At 74.2% G+C, this 15,338-nt stretch carries 17 protein-coding genes; 8 read left to right on the top strand and 9 right to left on the bottom strand.

The genetic code is table 11. The features are described from left to right. Window positions 1-7 precede the first annotated feature (7 nt). The gene (gene benB / locus Ae150APs1_RS00760) at window positions 8-529 is read right to left on the bottom strand and encodes a benzoate 1,2-dioxygenase small subunit (RefSeq protein WP_060572157.1); all 522 of its coding nucleotides are present in this window, start codon (window positions 527-529) and stop codon (window positions 8-10) included. A gap of 31 nt (window positions 530-560) precedes the next feature. Further along, window positions 561-1,925, bottom strand: coding sequence for a benzoate 1,2-dioxygenase large subunit (gene benA, locus Ae150APs1_RS00755; protein ID WP_075295077.1), 1,365 nt, complete (start codon window positions 1,923-1,925; stop codon window positions 561-563). A 211-nt stretch (window positions 1,926-2,136) separates the two neighbouring features. Between benA and Ae150APs1_RS00750 the strand changes: the two genes are divergently transcribed. Genes Ae150APs1_RS00750 through catC form a run of 4 tightly spaced genes read left to right on the top strand, consistent with a single transcriptional unit; the run spans window position 2,137 to window position 5,336 of the window. Further along, window positions 2,137-3,063 carry a LysR substrate-binding domain-containing protein gene (locus tag Ae150APs1_RS00750; protein WP_075295076.1) on the top strand — a complete coding sequence of 309 codons (927 nt, stop codon included), beginning with the start codon at window positions 2,137-2,139 and terminating at the stop codon, window positions 3,061-3,063. Next, window positions 3,060-4,163 carry an enolase C-terminal domain-like protein gene (locus Ae150APs1_RS00745; RefSeq protein WP_075295075.1) on the top strand — a complete coding sequence of 368 codons (1,104 nt, stop codon included), beginning with the start codon at window positions 3,060-3,062 and terminating at the stop codon, window positions 4,161-4,163. The genes Ae150APs1_RS00750 and Ae150APs1_RS00745 overlap by 4 nt, the downstream gene beginning before the upstream one ends. 31 nt (window positions 4,164-4,194) lie before the next feature. Further along, window positions 4,195-5,052: a catechol 1,2-dioxygenase gene (gene catA / locus Ae150APs1_RS00740; RefSeq protein ID WP_075295073.1), complete on the top strand. Its 858-nt coding sequence runs from the start codon at window positions 4,195-4,197 to the stop codon at window positions 5,050-5,052. Next, window positions 5,052-5,336, top strand: a complete 285-nt coding sequence (catC, locus tag Ae150APs1_RS00735) for a muconolactone Delta-isomerase (RefSeq protein WP_010225188.1) — start codon at window positions 5,052-5,054, stop codon at window positions 5,334-5,336. Before catA ends, catC begins: the two co-directional genes overlap by 1 nt. 49 nt (window positions 5,337-5,385) lie before the next feature. Here the strand turns inward: catC and Ae150APs1_RS00730 are convergent, their stop codons facing one another. Then, window positions 5,386-5,607, bottom strand: a complete 222-nt coding sequence (locus tag Ae150APs1_RS00730; RefSeq protein ID WP_139316765.1) for a hypothetical protein — start codon at window positions 5,605-5,607, stop codon at window positions 5,386-5,388. Between the two features lie 88 nt (window positions 5,608-5,695). On the opposite strand from Ae150APs1_RS00730, the gene Ae150APs1_RS00725 reads away from it, so the two are divergent. The 3 genes from Ae150APs1_RS00725 to Ae150APs1_RS00715 all read left to right on the top strand — a co-directional run bounded on the left by Ae150APs1_RS00725 (window position 5,696) and on the right by Ae150APs1_RS00715 (window position 8,443). Further along, a complete protein-coding gene (locus Ae150APs1_RS00725; RefSeq protein WP_075295069.1) occupies window positions 5,696-6,331 on the top strand; it encodes a PadR family transcriptional regulator in 636 nt (211 codons plus the stop codon). Window positions 6,332-6,403: 72 nt separating this feature from the next. Further along, window positions 6,404-8,008 carry a benzoylformate decarboxylase gene (gene mdlC, locus Ae150APs1_RS00720; RefSeq protein ID WP_075295067.1) on the top strand — a complete coding sequence of 535 codons (1,605 nt, stop codon included), beginning with the start codon at window positions 6,404-6,406 and terminating at the stop codon, window positions 8,006-8,008. A 147-nt stretch (window positions 8,009-8,155) separates the two neighbouring features. After that, entirely contained in the window at window positions 8,156-8,443 is a 288-nt protein-coding gene (locus Ae150APs1_RS00715; protein ID WP_060572166.1) for a YrhK family protein, read from the top strand. Here Ae150APs1_RS00715 and Ae150APs1_RS00710 read toward each other — a convergent pair. From Ae150APs1_RS00710 to Ae150APs1_RS00690, 5 genes are read right to left on the bottom strand one after another with little or no spacing between them, the layout of a single operon-like run. Beyond that, on the bottom strand, window positions 8,431-9,108 hold the full coding sequence (locus tag Ae150APs1_RS00710) for a phosphonatase-like hydrolase (protein WP_075295065.1): 678 nt from the start codon (window positions 9,106-9,108) through the stop codon (window positions 8,431-8,433). The genes Ae150APs1_RS00715 and Ae150APs1_RS00710 overlap by 13 nt on opposite strands. Beyond that, window positions 9,105-9,935 carry a phosphonate ABC transporter, permease protein PhnE gene (gene phnE, locus Ae150APs1_RS00705; protein ID WP_010236912.1) on the bottom strand — a complete coding sequence of 277 codons (831 nt, stop codon included), beginning with the start codon at window positions 9,933-9,935 and terminating at the stop codon, window positions 9,105-9,107. Before phnE ends, Ae150APs1_RS00710 begins: the two co-directional genes overlap by 4 nt. Then, the gene (locus Ae150APs1_RS00700; RefSeq protein ID WP_212567131.1) at window positions 9,932-10,741 is read right to left on the bottom strand and encodes an ATP-binding cassette domain-containing protein; all 810 of its coding nucleotides are present in this window, start codon (window positions 10,739-10,741) and stop codon (window positions 9,932-9,934) included. The genes phnE and Ae150APs1_RS00700 overlap by 4 nt, the downstream gene beginning before the upstream one ends. After that, window positions 10,738-11,649: a phosphate/phosphite/phosphonate ABC transporter substrate-binding protein gene (locus Ae150APs1_RS00695; protein ID WP_075295063.1), complete on the bottom strand. Its 912-nt coding sequence runs from the start codon at window positions 11,647-11,649 to the stop codon at window positions 10,738-10,740. Before Ae150APs1_RS00695 ends, Ae150APs1_RS00700 begins: the two co-directional genes overlap by 4 nt. Next, window positions 11,649-12,854, bottom strand: coding sequence for a TIGR03364 family FAD-dependent oxidoreductase (locus tag Ae150APs1_RS00690; RefSeq protein WP_249266163.1), 1,206 nt, complete (start codon window positions 12,852-12,854; stop codon window positions 11,649-11,651). Before Ae150APs1_RS00690 ends, Ae150APs1_RS00695 begins: the two co-directional genes overlap by 1 nt. Before the next feature lie 123 nt (window positions 12,855-12,977). On the opposite strand from Ae150APs1_RS00690, the gene Ae150APs1_RS00685 reads away from it, so the two are divergent. Further along, window positions 12,978-13,712 carry a GntR family transcriptional regulator gene (locus tag Ae150APs1_RS00685; protein WP_170918022.1) on the top strand — a complete coding sequence of 245 codons (735 nt, stop codon included), beginning with the start codon at window positions 12,978-12,980 and terminating at the stop codon, window positions 13,710-13,712. A 479-nt stretch (window positions 13,713-14,191) separates the two neighbouring features. On the opposite strand, the gene Ae150APs1_RS00680 is transcribed toward Ae150APs1_RS00685, so the two are convergent. Continuing rightward, window positions 14,192-15,307 (bottom strand): alcohol dehydrogenase catalytic domain-containing protein, encoded by a 1,116-nt coding sequence (locus Ae150APs1_RS00680; RefSeq protein ID WP_075295059.1) that lies wholly within the window; start codon window positions 15,305-15,307, stop codon window positions 14,192-14,194. Between the last annotated feature and the right edge of the window lie 31 nt (window positions 15,308-15,338).

The raw sequence follows: 15,338 nt of genomic DNA, 5'->3' as shown, positions 1-15,338 counted from the left end.
CTCCCCCTCAGAAGTGGTAGACGTCGACCACGTGGTGGATGTAGTCGTTCTTCAGCACCACGGTCTTGCGGCGGATGAGCGGGGTCTCCCCGGAGAAGTCGATCGTGTAGAACGACGTGCCGTAGTACGGGTCGACCGTCTTGTACCGGAAGTACATGGTGTGCCAGTTGAACCGGACGTCGACCAGGTCGCCGCGGCGCTCGATGACCTCGACGTTGGAGATGTTGTGGCTGGTCCGCGGCTCGGGCAGCGACGTGGCCGACGACCGCTCGGTGCGGATCCGGAAGACCCGGTCCTCCAGTCCGCCCTTGTTGCCGTAGTAGATCAGCGAGATCTCGCGCTGCGGGTCCTCGGTGAGCCGGTCGGTGTCGTCCCAGGCGGGCATCCAGTAGACGACGTCGTCGGCGTAGCACTCGAGCCACTTCTCGAACTCGCGGTCGTCGAGGTGGCGCGCCTCGCGGTAGAGGAACTGCTCGATCGCGTTCTGGGTGATGAGCGTGCTCGGACGCTCCGTGGTGGGGGTGGTCATCTCGGGCTCCTTCGACCGGGTGCGGCGGGGGTCAGCTCTGCGGCGACTCGGCGTCGATCGCGCGGCGCATCACGTCGCGCCAGTAGCCGTGCTGGACCGGGTAGAGGCCCTCGTCCTCGTTCTTGACCCCGGCCGAGATCACGCCGTTCATGTCCAGGGCCTTCGCGACGTCGTCGGGGCCGGTCAGCCAGTGCTGCGCGCCGCGCGACATGTCGTTCCACGGGGCCGCGGTCGCCTCGAAGGTCAGCTGGCAGGCCCGGAACTCCTCCAGGTCGTCCGGGGTGGCCATGCCGGAGGCGTTGAAGAAGTCCTCGTACTGCCGGATCCGGTGGGCGCGGGCCGCGTCGCTCTCCCCCTTCGGCGCGATGCAGTGGATCGTCACCTCGGTCCTGTCCGGCGCGATCGGCCGGAAGTGCCGGATCTGGGTGGAGAACTGGTCCATCAGGTAGACGTTCGGGTAGAGGCACAGGTTCCGGGAGCCCTTGACCATGAACTCGCCCTTGGCGTCGCCGAACTCCTCCTTGAGCGCCTCGAGCGAGCTCCACAACGGACGGTCCTCGGGGTTCGCCGCCCAGATCCACAGGCAGAGGTGGCCGTTCGGGTAGGACCAGTAGCCGCCGCCGGACTTCCCCCACCCACCGGCGTCGAGCGCCTTGGTGTCGTTCGCCGACTCGCCGGAGCCCCGCCGCGAGGTGGTGGCCGCGTAGTTCCAGTGCAGCGCGGAGACGTGGTAGCCGTCGGCGCCGTTCTCGGCCTGCACCTTCCAGTTGCCGTCGTAGGTGTAGGTCGACGAGCCGCGCAGCACCTCCAGCCCCTCCGGGGACTGGTCGACGAGCATGTCGATGACCTTCGTCGTGTCGCCGAGGTGCTCGTCCAGCGACAGCACGTCCGGGTTCAGCGACCCGAACAGGAACCCGCGGTACTCGTCGAACCGGGCGACCCGGGTGAGGTCGTGCGAGCCGTCCTTGCCGAAGCCCTCCGGGTAGCCGGCGCCGTCCGGGTCCTTGACCTTGAGCAGCGTGCCGTCGTTGCGGAAGGTCCAGCCGTGGAACGGGCAGGTGAGGGTCATCCGGTTGTCGGTCTTGCGGCGGCACAGCATCGATCCGCGGTGCGCGCAGGCGTTGATGAGGCAGTGCAGCTCGCCGTCGCGGTCCCGCGTGATCATCACCGGCTGCCTGCCGATGTAGGTGGTCACGTAGTCGCCGGGCTCCGGGAGCTGGCTGGTGTGGGCGAGGTAGACCCAGTTGCCCTCGAAGATGTGCTTCATCTCGAGCTCGAAGACGTCGGCGTCGGTGAAGATCCGCCGGTTGGCGCGGTAGACACCGGCCTCGGGGTCCTCGACGACGGCGTCGTCGAGCACGCGGCGGATGTGGGTGGAGTGGGCGACGGCGGTCATCGACGTCCTCCTGGGTCGTGGTCCGGGAACGCCGCTCACTGTCGCGGCCGGCCGCCGTCCGGCGCCCCGGGCAGGTACCCAGTCCTGACCCAGGGTGGGTCGAGACGTACAGCGTCCTGATCGCGCGCTACTCGGTCTTTGTGGCTCTGACCGGAGCGGTTCTACGCTGCTCGACGTCTGGACGACCCGGCTCGCAGGGAGGGGGCAGGAGATGGATCTGCGACAGCTCCGCTACTTCGTCGCCGTCGCCGAGACCCGGCACTTCGGCCGGGCCGCGGAGCGGCTGCACATGGCGCAGTCGCCGCTGTCCCAGGCCATCCGGCAGCTGGAGAGCCAGGTCGGGGCGACGCTGTTCGAGCGCACCACGCGCCGGGTCGACCTGACCCCGGCCGGGGAGTCGCTGCTCTCCGACGCCTACCGGATCCTCGCCTCGGTCGACGACGCCCGCCGCCGCGTCGAGCGGGTCGCCGCGGGCGCCGACGCCGTCGTCACCGTCGGGGCGACCGACCTCGCCGCCTACCGGCTGCTGCCCCGGCTCGCCCGGGTCGTCTCCCGCCGGATGCCCGCCGTGACCCTGCGCTTCCGTGCCGGGCTGCTCACCAGCGCCCAGGAGGACGCGCTCGACGAGCGGCGCATCGACATCGGCGTGCTGCGGCCGCCGGTCGTGCGGACCGAGCTGTCCACCCGCACGGTCGCCCGCGAACGCCTGGTCGCCGCCCTGCCCGCCGGGCACCGGCTGGCCGCCCGGACGTCGGTGTCGCTCACCGAGCTGCGCGGCGACGACTTCGTCGCCTACGGCGCCCCGGGCTCGGTCGTCGACTCCGTCGCGGTGCAGGGCTGCCTCGGCGCGGGCTTCCTCCCGCGCCGGCACGCCGAGGCCCGCGACACCCCGATCCTGCTGACCCACGTCGCCGCCGGTGAGGGCGTCGCGCTGCTGCCCGAGTCGGTGCGCGCGCTCGGCACCGAGGGCGTGACCTACACCGACCTCGAGGAGGAGCTGCGGGTGGACCTCGCGCTGGCCTGGCGCACCGAGGACCGTTCCCCCGCTCTCGTCCGGCTGCTCGACGTCCTCGCCGACCACGCCCGCGAGCTCGACCCGGCCACCGCACCCACCCCCCTGCTCGGAGGACTCCCGTGAAGATCGTCGCCGTCGAGGCGATCCCGTTCGCCGTCCAGTACCGGAAGCCGCTGCGGTTCGCCAGCGGCGAGGTGCACACCGCCGACCACGTGCTGGTGCGGGTCCACGCCGAGGACGGGATCGTCGGCGTCGCGGAGGCACCGCCGCGGCCCTACACCTACGGCGAGACCCAGGCCGGCATCCGCGCCGTCGTCGACACCGTGTTCGCCCCCGAACTCGTCGGGCTGTCGGTGTTCGAGCGGGAGAAGATCCATGCGGTCCTGGACCGCACGGTCGGCAACCCGGCCGCGAAGGCCGCCGTCGACATGGCGGTCTGGGACGTCATCGGCCGGCGGCTGGACGTGCCCGTCACCGAGCTGCTCGGCGGGTGGACCGACCGGATGCGGGTCGCGCACATGGTCGGCTTCGCCCCCGACGACGTCATGGTCGCCGAGGCGCTCCGGATGCGCGACGAGCACGGCGTCACCACCTTCAAGGTCAAGGTCGGCCGCCGCCCGGTCGCGCTGGACACCGGCGCCTGCCGGGCCCTGCGCGAGGCGCTGGGCCCGGACGCCGAGCTCTACGTCGACGGCAACCGCGGCTGGACCGCCTCCGAGGCGGCCCGGGCCCTGGACGAGATGGCCGATCTCGGGCTGACCCTGTCCGAGGAGCTCATGCCGGCCGACCAGGTGCTCGGCCGGCGCTGGCTGACCGGGCGCACCTCGGTCCCGACGGTCGCCGACGAGTCCGCCACCCGGCCCGGCGAGGTGACCCGCGAGCTCCTCGACGGCGCGGCGACGATGATCAGCATCAAGACCGCGCGGACCGGGTTCACCGGCTCGCAGCGGGTGCTGCACCTGTGCGAGGGCCTCGGTGCCGAGGTCGTGCTGGGCAACCAGATCGACGGCCAGGTCGGCAGCGCCTGCTCGGTCGCCTTCGGCGCCGCGCACCGGCACACGAGTGCGCGGGCCGGTGAGCTCTCGAACTTCCTCGACATGGCCGACGACCTGCTCGCCGAGCCACTGGTGATCACCGGCGGGGAGCTGCGCGTCCCCGCCGGGCCCGGGATCGGCATCGCGATCGACCCGGACAAGCTCGCGCACTACCGCACCGACACCTAGGACATCCGACACCGCAGTCTGGAGACGCACCATGACCACCACAGAGCCGAGCACGGGGTCCGCGACCGCCGCCGGATCCGGCGCCAACGCCACCGCGACCTTCGCGAAGAAGGAGCGCACCGGGGCGCAGGCCGACCCGGCCCGCGTGTCCGCGATCGCCGCCGACACCCTCGCCGCCCTGCACGACGTCATCCGCAGGCACCAGGTCACCTACGCCGAGTACGACGCCCTGAAGTCCTGGCTGATCCGGGTCGGCGAGGACGGCGAGTGGCCGCTGTTCCTCGACGTGTTCGTCGAGCACGTCGTCAAGGAGGTCGCCAACGCCGACCGCAAGGGCGCCGTCGGCACCATCGAGGGCCCGTACTACGTGCCGGGCGCCCCGGAGTTCGAGTCCACGGCCACGGTGCCCATGCGCGAGGACGAGAAGGGCACCCCGCTGCTGTTCCAGGGCACCGTCACCGACCTCGACGGCAACCCGGTCGCCGGGGCGACGGTCGACCTCTGGCACGCCGACGACGACGGCTACTACTCGCAGTTCGCGCCCGGCATCCCGGAGTGGAACCTGCGCGCCGTGATCACCACCGGCGCCGACGGCCACTACGCCTTCCGCACCATGCAGCCCGCGCCCTACCAGATCCCGACCGACGGCTCGACCGGCGCGTTCATCGGTGCGGCCGGCTGGCACCCGTGGCGTCCCGCGCACCTGCACCTCAAGGTCTCCGCGCCCGGCAAGGACCTGGTCACCACCCAGCTGTACTTCGACGGCGGCGACTACGTCGCCGACGACGTCGCCCAGGCCGTGAAGCCGGAGCTGATCCTGCGTCCGGGCCCGGCCGCCGACGGCCACGGCAACGAGGTCACCTACGACTTCGCGCTGGACCCCGCCTGATGGCGCGGTTCGCGGTCCGGATGGAGGTCGCCCTCCCGCAGGACATGGACCCCGCGGCCAAGGCCGACCTGCTGGCCCGGGAGAAGGCCTACTCGCAGGACTGGCAGCGCTCCGGTGAGTGGGTGAGCATCTGGCGCTGCGTCGGCGAGTACGCCAACCTGTCGATCTTCGACGTCAAGGACAACGAGCAGCTGCACGAGATCCTGTGGGGGCTGCCGCTGTTCCCGTACATGACGATGCAGGTCACGGCACTGGCCACGCACCCGTCGGACATCGACGCCTGAGACCGCGGGAACCGGCCCGCGCCCGGGTCCTCGGAGGACCGGGCGCGGGTCAGTTCTCGCAGATCAGCCCGAACAACGCCCCCGACGGGTCCTGCGCGCAGCTCGACGGTCCACCGGCCGGTGTCGCGGCCGACGAGCCGGCGCCGGGTTCGGCCGGGGCCATCGTCAGCAGCAGGGCGGCGACGGCGACCAGCAGCGCCGACAGCGCCGCGGCGAGACCGACCGCGCCGCCGAACGTCCCCTCGCCGCTCCGTCCCGAAGCGCCTCGCACCGCGTCCCCGCCCACGTGGTCCCCCTCCGTCGCCGGACACATACTCCCATGGGGAGTACTCCCTTGGGGAGTATGGGAAGGTCACCGGATGCCCCGGGGCCAGACGCCGACGACGACGTCCTACGCGATGCTGGGGCTGCTGGCCGTCCGGCCGTGGAGCACCTACGAGCTGACCAACCAGATCCGGCGCAGCCTCGCCCGGTTCTGGCCCCGCGCCTCCAGCAAGCTCTACGAGGAACCCCGCAAGCTCGTCGCACTCGGCTACGCCACCGCCGAGTCGCAGAACCAGGGCCGCCGCCGGCGCACCGTCTACACGATCACCGAGGACGGCCGCCGGGCGCTCGCCGCCTGGCTGACCGAGCCCGGATCGCCCCCCCCCCCCGCACTGGAGTCCGAGCAGCTCCTGCGGGTGTTCCTCGCCGACAACGGCACCAAGGGGGACCTGCTGCGCACCATCGAGGCGACCCGGCGGTGGGCACGCGAGACCGCCGCGGTCGACGCCGCGATCGCCCGGTCCTACCTGGAGGGCGACGCGCCGTTCCCCGACCGCGCCGGGCTGAACACGCTGGTGGGGCGCTATCTCTCGGACATGTCGGCGGCCACCGAGCGGTGGGCCGACTGGGCGGGCGAGGTCGTCGCGTCCTGGCCGGACGACCTCTCCGACCTGCCGGTGGAGACCGAGGCGCTGCGCGACGTCGTCGCGCGCGACCCCCGCGACCGCTAGCCGCCGGGCATGGCGCCGGCCGGTACCGGATGCCTAGCGTGACCGGAGTCCACGACGCGAGAGGCGGCTGCGATGGCGACGATCGGCGAGGCCGGCTGGCAGGTGCTGCACGGCCACGGCATCGACACCGTGTTCGGCAACCCGGGGTCCAACGAGCTGCCGTTCCTGGCGGCGATGCCCGACGGCACCCGCTACGTGCTCGGCCTGCACGAGGGCGTGGTCGTCGGCATGGCCGACGGGTACGCCCAGGCGACCGGCCGCCCGGCGCTGGTCAACCTGCACGCGGCGTCCGGCTCCGGGAACGCGATGGGCGCGCTGACCAACGCGGTCTACTCGCACTCGCCGCTGGTGCTGACCGCCGGGCAGCAGGTCCGCTCCACCGTCGGCCAGGAGGTGATGCTCACCAACGTCGACGCGGCGGCGCTCCCGCGCCCGCTCGTGAAGTGGTCAGCCGAGCCGGTCGACGCACAGGACGTGCCCCGGGCGCTGTCCCAGGCCGTGCACACCGCCTGCCTGGAACCGCGCGGCCCGGTCTACCTCTCGGTCCCCTACGACGACTGGGCCGCCCCCGCCGGCCCGCACACCGCGCACCTGCCCGGCAGGCGCACCGTGTCCGCGGCGGCACTCGACCCCGCACACACGGCGACGATCGCCGGCACGCTCGCGTCGGCACGGAACCCGGTCCTGGTGCTCGGCCCGCAGGTCGACGCGGACCGTGCCGCCGCCGACGCCGTCGCCCTCGCAGAGCGGCTGGCGTGCCCGGTGTGGGTGGCGCCGTCGGCGTCGCGGTGCCCGTTCCCGACCCGGCACCCGTCGTTCCGCGGGGTGCTCCCGGCGTCGGTGCGGGACGTGACCGAGCGGCTGGCCGGGCACGACGTCGTGCTGGTCGCGGGGGCCCCGGTGTTCCGCTACCACCAGTTCCTGCCCGGTGACCTGCTCCCCGAGGGGGCCCGGCTGCTGCACCTGACCGCCGACCCGGCCGAGGCCGCGCGGGCCCCGATGGGCGACGCCTGGGTGGCTCCGGTCGGTGCGGCGCTCGCCGCGCTGGCCGCGGCCGTGCCGGACTCCGGCCGCGACCCGCTCCCGCCCCGACCGGCCTTCGCGACCCCGGCGGGCGCCGACGACCACGTCCCCCCGGAGCAGCTGTTCGCGCTGCTCCGCGAGGCGGCACCGGCCGGGACGGTGCACGTCTGCGAGTCGACGTCGACGATCGACGCGTTCTTCGCCCAGGCCGACCTGACCGAGCCGGGCAGCTACCTGTTCCCCGCGTCGGGCGGCCTCGGGTTCGGGCTGCCCGCCGCCGTCGGCGCGCAGCTGGCGCACACCGACGAGGGCGGGGCCGCCGGGCGCCGGGTCGTGGCGCTCGTCGGCGACGGCTCGGCCAACTACGGGATCACCGCACTCTGGACCGCCGCGCAGTACCGGGTCCCGGTCGTCTTCGTGATCCTCAAGAACGGCACCTACGGCGCGCTGCGCGGGTTCGCCGGGCTGCTGGGCACCGGGGAGACCCCGGGGCTGGACGTGCCAGGGCTGGACTTCGTGCGGATCGCCGAGGGCTACGGGGTGCCTGCCGTGTCGGCCCGGGACGCCGGGTCCGTGGCCGCCGCGCTGAAGGAGGCGTTCGACGACGACGGGCCCCGGCTGGTCGAGGTCGTCACCGCGCCCGGGATCGGCTGACCCGCACGACCGCCCGCACCGACAGCCCGGCGGCCAGGACGACCACCCCGGTCAGCACCGGCACCGGCCGCCGCCGGTGCCGGGTGTCCTCGTCAGTACGGACGAGACGCGAAGAGGATCCGGGAGTCCGGTGGTACACCGCGCGGTATGGACGTGTCCGAGAACGACCGCACCATCACGCTCACCGTGGGCCACGCGGAGCTCGTGATCCGGCGTCGGTACGAGCTGGTCAGCATCAGCAACGACGTCCTCATCGGCATCTGGTTCCTGATCGGCAGCATCCTGTTCCTGCACGAGGCGACGACCTACGCCGGGACGTGGATGTTCATCGCGGGGTCCATCGAGATGCTGGTCCGGCCGGTGATCCGGCTGAGCCGCCGGGTGCACCTCCAGCACATATCGGGGAACCCGGCGGAGGCCGATCACGACTTCTGAACGGCCCCCACCAGATCGGGCAGCGCCGCCACCCCGGCGACGACGTGGGTCGGCCCGGCCGCGGTCAGCTCGTCCCGGGTCTGGCCGCCGGTGAGGACACCGACGACCCAGCCGGCTCCGGCCCGCCGCCCGGCCTCGACGTCGAGCACGGTGTCGCCCGCGGCGAGCACCCGGGCCGGGTCGGTGACGGCGGTCAGCGCCATCGCCCGGTGGATCATCGCCGGGTCGGGGCGGCCGGCGCCGACCTCCTCGGCGCACACGACGCCGTCGAGCTCCCCGGTGAACTCCGGGGGCAGCGACGCGAGCAGCGGGTCGGTGACCTGCCGGTCGAAGCCGGTGGTGAGCACGACCGACGTCCCGGTCGTGCGCAGCGCGGCGAGTGCCGCGGGTACCCCGGGGAGCGGGCGCGGCGGGGTCGCGGCGTAGGCGGCGGCGAGGCGGGCGACGAACGTGTCGTGCAGGTCCTCGATCCGGTCGCGGCCGGTGAGCGCGGCGAGCGCCTCCCGCTTGTCGGCACCCATCCACCGGCGGATGTCGGCGGCGGAGGCGGGGTGCCCGGCGTCGGCGACGACGTCGGCGAGCACCCGGTAGACGGCGCCGCCCTCGTCCACCGTGGTCCCGGCGACGTCGAGGACGGCCAGGTGCGGGGTCGGCTGGGGGGTCATGCGGCACTCCCGAGGCGGCGGCGGACCAGCGCGGACAGCTGGTCGACGGCGACGATCAGCACGAGGACGACGAGGATGTGGGTCAGCATCTCGTCGAACCGGAACAGCTGGATCGACTGGTTGATCAGGAACCCGATGCCGCCGGCGCCGACCAGGCCGAGCACCAGCGACGAGCGGACGTTGACGTCGAAGCGGTAGAGGAGCAGGCCCACCAGCTGCGGGGTGACCGTCGGCAGCAGGGCGTGCGCGGCGACCTGCAGCCGTCCGGCGCCCGCCGAGCGCAGCGCGGTGGCGGGGCCCGGGTCGGCGTCCTCGATCGTCTCGGCCCACAGCTTGCCCATCACGCCGACGTTGTGGAACACGAGCGCGAGCACACCGGGGAACGGGCCGAGGCCCACCGCGGTCACGAACACCAGTGCGAAGACGACGTCGGGGACGGCACGCAGGAACGACAGCAGCCCGCGGGCGGCCTGGTAGACGACCGGGCCGGGCGCGGTGCCGCGGGCCGCGGCGAGCGCGAGCAGCAGCGCGAACGGGATCGACAGCGTGGTGCCGAGCAGCCCGATCCACAGCGTGACGAGCGCACCCTCCAGGCTCGGCCCGAGCACCTCCCACGAGACGTCGGGCGGGATCGACTCGGCCAGGAACTCCCCCATGCCGCCCGCGCCGTCGAGCAGCGACGCGAACGACATCTCGGTGGTGCGCCAGGCGATCACGTGCACCACGAGCAGCACGGCGACGATCCCGGCGCCGAGGGCGAGCGTGCGCGGCTCGCGCCGCCGGGGCGGTACCGCGACGCGGCGGATCTCCGGTTCGGTGACGGTCACGACGCGGTCTCCAGTGCGGTGTCCAGCGGGGTGTCCAGTGCGGTGTCCGGTGCGGTGTCGCCTGCCGGGTGGCCGGCCCGCTCCGCGGCCGGGTAGAGCGCGCCGACGTCCGTGCCGGGCGGCCCGTCGAGTGCGACGCGGCCGTCCTTCAGCCCGACGACGCGGTCGGCGTAGCGCGCGGCGAGCCCGGGCTGGTGCAGGACGGCGAGCACCGCGAGCCGCTCGGTGTGCGCCAGCTCGGCCAGCAGGCCCAGCACCTGCTCGGCCGCCGCCGGGTCCAGCGCCGACACCGGCTCGTCGGCGAGCAGCACCCGGGCCCGCTGGCACAGCGCCCGGGCCACGGCGACCCGCTGCTGCTGCCCGCCGGACAGCGAACCGGCCCGGTCGTGGGCGCGGTCGGCGAGCCCGACCCGATCCAGGCAGCCCATGGCCTCCTCCCGGACGGCGCGCGGGAACAGCGCCGGGACCAGCGACGAGCGCAGCGGCAGCCGCCCGAGGGCACCGGCGCAGACGTTCTCCAGCACGGTCCGCCGCTGCACGAGGTGGATCCGCTGGAAGACCAGGGCGACGTCGAGGCGGTCGCGCGGCTCCCCGCCGACCCGCACCTCGCCGCCCGCCCGTACGTCGCCCCCGTCGGTGACGAGCCCGGCGGCGGCCCGGAGCAGGGTGGACTTGCCCGAGCCGTTGGCGCCGAGCACGGCGAGCAGCTCCCCGGCCTCGACGTGCACGTCGACGTCGTGCAGGACCTCGCGGTCGCCGTAGCGGACCCGCGCACCGGTGACCCGGAGCATCGGCGTCGTCGTCATTCGACGTCCTCCTCAGTCAGGCCGAGCTTCTGCGCCAGCTCGAACAGGGGGGCGTAGGTCTCGTGGGTGACGGGCACGAGCTTCCCGGGCGGGTCGACGTCGAGCAGGGCACCGATCTCGCCGACGGCCTGCGCGTCGAGGTTCAGCAGGGCGTCGGTGACCGCGGCCTTGAACTCCGGCGAGGTGTTCCCGCGGACGGTGACCGGGTCGTTCGGGATCGGCGCGGACGTCCAGATCTGCCGGAACCGCGACGGGTCGAAGATCCCCGACTCGACCGCGGACGCGAGCTGCTGGGTGTTGATCTCCGCGGCGTCGACCTTGCCGTTGGTCAGCGCGAGGAGCGCCTCGGGGTGCCCGCCCGCGTAGTCGACGCGGACGTCACCCTCGCGCAGCCCGGCGTCGAGCAGGGCCTGGCGGGGCAGTGCGTCGCCCGAGGTGGAGCCGACGGCGCCGAGCGCCAGGGTGCGGTCGCGCAGCTGCGCGACCTCGCGGACGTCGGAGTCCGCGGGCACCCAGAGCCCGGCCGTGTAGGTCGACAGCGCACCGTCCGCGGTCCCGAACGACGCGACCGCCTCGGCACCGGCCCGCTGCTCGGCGAAGACGAAGCCGAGCGGGCCGAAGATCCCCAGCTCCAGCTCGTCGTTGCGCATGGCCAGGACCTCGGCCGAGTAGTCGTCGGTGACCTGCACCTCGACCGGGCAGCCCAGCCGGCGCTCCAGGGCGTCACCGAGCACCTCGGCGGCGGGGATCAGCTTCTGCGGGTCCTCGAAGGGTTCGACGCCCATCCGGATCCGGCCGTCCGCGCAGGTGGGCGAGGCGGCGGCGGAGTCCTCTCCGGACGGGCCGCCGCAGGCGGTGAGGCCGAGTGTCGCTGCCAGCAGCACGCCGGCGAGCAGTCGGGGTCGCATCAGGGCTCCTCGGTGGAACGGGTGGCGGGGACGGCGGGGTGGTGCCGGTCCCGGAGGCTGTCGAGCACGGCCGGGGCGAGACCGAACGCGGTGGTCATGCCGATCCCGGAGGTGACGGACACGGCCGTCGTCGCGGGCCCGGCCGGGCGGACGAGGAACTCGCCGGGGGCGTCGGCGTAGACGCCCTGCCAGCGACGGGTGACGCGCACGTCGGTCCCGAGCAGCGCCCGGGTCTCGGCGAGCAGCAGCTCGTCGAGGGACTCGTCGCCCCACGGTGCGGGTGTGCGGTCGTAGGCGTGGGTGTCCCCGACGACGAGGTCGCCGCCGGGCAGCTGGGTGAGCATGTGGTTGACGACGGCGTCGAGCAGCTCGGGCCGCTCGGTGCTCCACCGTGCGCGCAGCGCGGCCGCGCCCGCCGTCCCGGAGAGGGCCGGGTAGCGGAGCATCGAGCTGCCGGTGAGGACCGCGGGTCCGACCGTGACGGGCCTGGCCGTCCGGACCTGCAGCATCTGCAGGGTGCACCGGCGCAGGTCTGCCTCGTCGGCCAGGTCCGGGAGGAGGCGGTCCAGGTCGTGACCGACGCACAGGAGGACCTGCCGGGCGCGGACGTCCCCGCGGCCGGTGCGGACGACGACGGGGCCGTCGTCGTCGGTGCCGGTGGACCCGATGCCGGTGGACCCGGCACCACCGTCGATGCCGAGCAGCGGGGTCCCGAACCGGATCTCGGCCCCCGGCTGCTCCGCCAGCCAGGCGGCGACCGCACCGACCGCCCGGCGCTGCTCGACCCGCAGGTCCCGGGGCAGGAACGCGCCCCCGTGCAGGCCGTCGGGGGCGACCGGGACGCGGGCGGTGACCCCGGCCGGGTCCAGCAGTTCGACGTCGTCGCCGCGCACGGACGCGAGCTCCTCCAGTGCCGCACGCTCCTCGCCGGACCGGGCGACCACGACGGTGCCGCACTCCGCGACGCCGAACCCGGCCTCCTTCCCGAGCCGCAACCAGGTGTCCCGGCCGCGGGTGGCGTAGGCGAGCGCGTCGCCGGTCTGCGCGGTGAGGCAGCCGTGGCCGAAGTTCCGCACCGAGGCGCCGACGGCACGCTCGTCGCGCTCCAGCACGGTGACGGTCAGGCCACGCGCCACGGCCTCCACCGCATGGGCGAGGCCGACGACGCCGGCCCCGACGATCACGAGATCACTCGTCCGGGTCACGGCACCGACCGTGCCAGCGCCGCCGGGACTGGGCAACGACTTGTCGATACAAGTCGACGACTGTTCACCTGCCATATCCGTGGAAGCCGTGCTCGGAGGCTGCGCACTTGTAGAGTCGGGCTCGTGGGTACACCGTTGCACCGGACCCTGGCCGACGAGCTCCGCGCGCGGATCCGCGGCGGCACGCTCGCCGTCGGGGAGATGCTGCCGTCGGAGGCGGAGCTGTGCCGGGAGTTCGAGACCTCGCGCGGCCCCGTCCGGCAGGCGCTGGCCGCGCTGCGCGACGAGGGGTTGATCGGCGGCGGGCAGGGCAGGCGGCCGGTGGTGCTCGACGCCGTGCCGGCGCAGCCCTTCGAGTCGTTCCTGTCCTTCACCCGGCGCGCGGAGCTGACCGGGCACATGCCGGGCCAGCGGCTGCAGGAGATCGCCCTGCGTCACCCGGGCCCCGCGGTCGCCGCCGCCCTGCACCTCGACCCGGACGACTACGCGGTCCAGCTGATCCGCCTCCGGCTCCTCGACGACCGGCCCGCGATGCTCGAGCGGATGACCTACGTGGAGAAGGTCGGCCGCCCCCTGCTCGACGCGGACCTGAACGCGGGCTCGATCTACGCGCTGCTCACGGCGACCGGCGTCGACCTGCACGCCGCCCGCCACACCTTCGACGCGGTCGCCGCCGACGACCTGGACGCCGAGCTGCTCGGCGTCGAGGCCGGGCACCCGCTGCTGCGCGAGCGCCGCCTGACCTGGAACTCCGCCGGCGAGATCCTGGAGTGGTCCGAGGACCGCTACCGCCCGGACGTCGCGACGGTGACGATCACGAACATGCGGCACGGACGGGGCGCCGTGACCAGGGAGTAGCCCGGCCACGACTCACCGCGTGACCGCCGCCGACACCCCCGGTTCCGGCGGATCGCCCGCCGAGCAGCGGCGCCGGCACCGTCCGCCGCCCCGCTGCGGCTCACGACAGGCTCGGACCGAACGTGGCATTCTGTCCACGAGGCCCCCCGACCGCGGACGTCCGCCGCCCCGAGGATCCGGGAATCGCTTCCTCGCGCAGCGATCTCAGCCGACCCACTGCCGACAGCACCTCACGACCGGACCGGCTCGCACGAGCCCGGCGCCCTGTCCGGAGAGTCGCTGCCTCACGCAGCGATTCCCGCCGACCCCCGGAACCCGGAACCCGGCACCCGGCACCCGGCCCACCCTTCCGTCCGACCGGCCGGCCGGCCCTCCAGGCTCTCCCTCCGGAGAATCGCCTACCCGAGCAGCGATCTCCGCGAGGACCCGACCTCACCGCACGAGCGGTCGTCGAGCCCGGCTCCCACCGAGCCGGCCGCTCAGGGCCGCACGCCCTGTCGCGGTGCCGCACCGGGTTCCCCGGCGGCGGCGAAGGCGGCGTCGATGTCGTCGAGGTCCCACGGACCGCCGGTGAGCTCGGCGAACGGGAACCGGGCATGCTCGGCGGCGAGGAACCCGACGGCCGTGGCGAGGTGCCGGGGCGCGTAGTTGTGCACGCCGACGACGGTGTGCAGCCCACGGACGACGCGCTCGGGATCCAGCGCGACCGCGGGGCCGGGCGACACCGACCCGGCGAGGACGACGGTCCCGCCCACGTCCAGGTTGTCGAGACAGGCCTGCACGGCCGACGGAGCCCCCGACAGTTCGAGCGCCACGTCGACGCGATCGAAGCCCGGCGCGGCGGGAGCGCCCGGTGAGCCCGGTGAGCCCGGTGCGGCCGGCGGTCCCGGCACCGCGGCCACCGCGCCGAACCGCAGGGCGCGGTCACGGCGGTCGGCGTGCGGGTCCACGACGACGTCCGCGCCGGCCCGGGAGGCCATCGCCGCGGCGGTCACGCCGAGCATGCCTGCCCCGGTGACGAGCACCCGCAGCCCGGCGGCGGACGGGCCGAGCCCGGCCGCGTCGAGCACCGCGGCGACCGTGGCGGTCGCGCAGGAGGCGGGCGCGGCGACGGTGTCGGGCACCGCGTCCGGGACGACGACGGTCGCCGTCCCCGGCCCGAGCACGCAGTGGCTGGCGAACCCGCCGGTGAGGGGCCGGGTCTCGTCGAGCGGCTCGTGGCCGTACTTGTGCAGGTCGGTGCACTTCTGCGGGATCCCGCGGCGGCACCGGCCGCAGGACCCGCAGGACGCGGCGACCGACCAGACGACCCGGTCGCCGACCCGGACCAGGCTGCCGTCGACGTGCCGGGCCGTCGCGCCCGGGCCGAGGGCCAGTACCCGTCCGACCTGCTCGTGGCCGAGCACCCCGGGCGCGGGCGAGGGCCGCCGTCCGCGGGTGGTGTGCAGGTCCGAGCCGCAGACGGTCGCGAGATCGATCGCCACGAGGAGCTCGCCGGGTCCGGGCGTCTCCGGGAGCGGTGTGCCGACGACGCGGAACGGCTCCCCGACGCCGTCCCAGCGGGCGTAGCGGGCGGTGGGTTCGGTGACCGTCATGCACGGATGCTCGCACCGGTCCACGCGCGGA

The sequence above is a fragment of the Pseudonocardia sp. Ae150A_Ps1 genome, from assembly GCF_001932315.1.
Classification (GTDB): domain Bacteria; phylum Actinomycetota; class Actinomycetes; order Mycobacteriales; family Pseudonocardiaceae; genus Pseudonocardia.
Note: the sequence above shows the minus strand (reverse complement) of the source record. Positions and strands in the feature narration are given on the sequence as shown.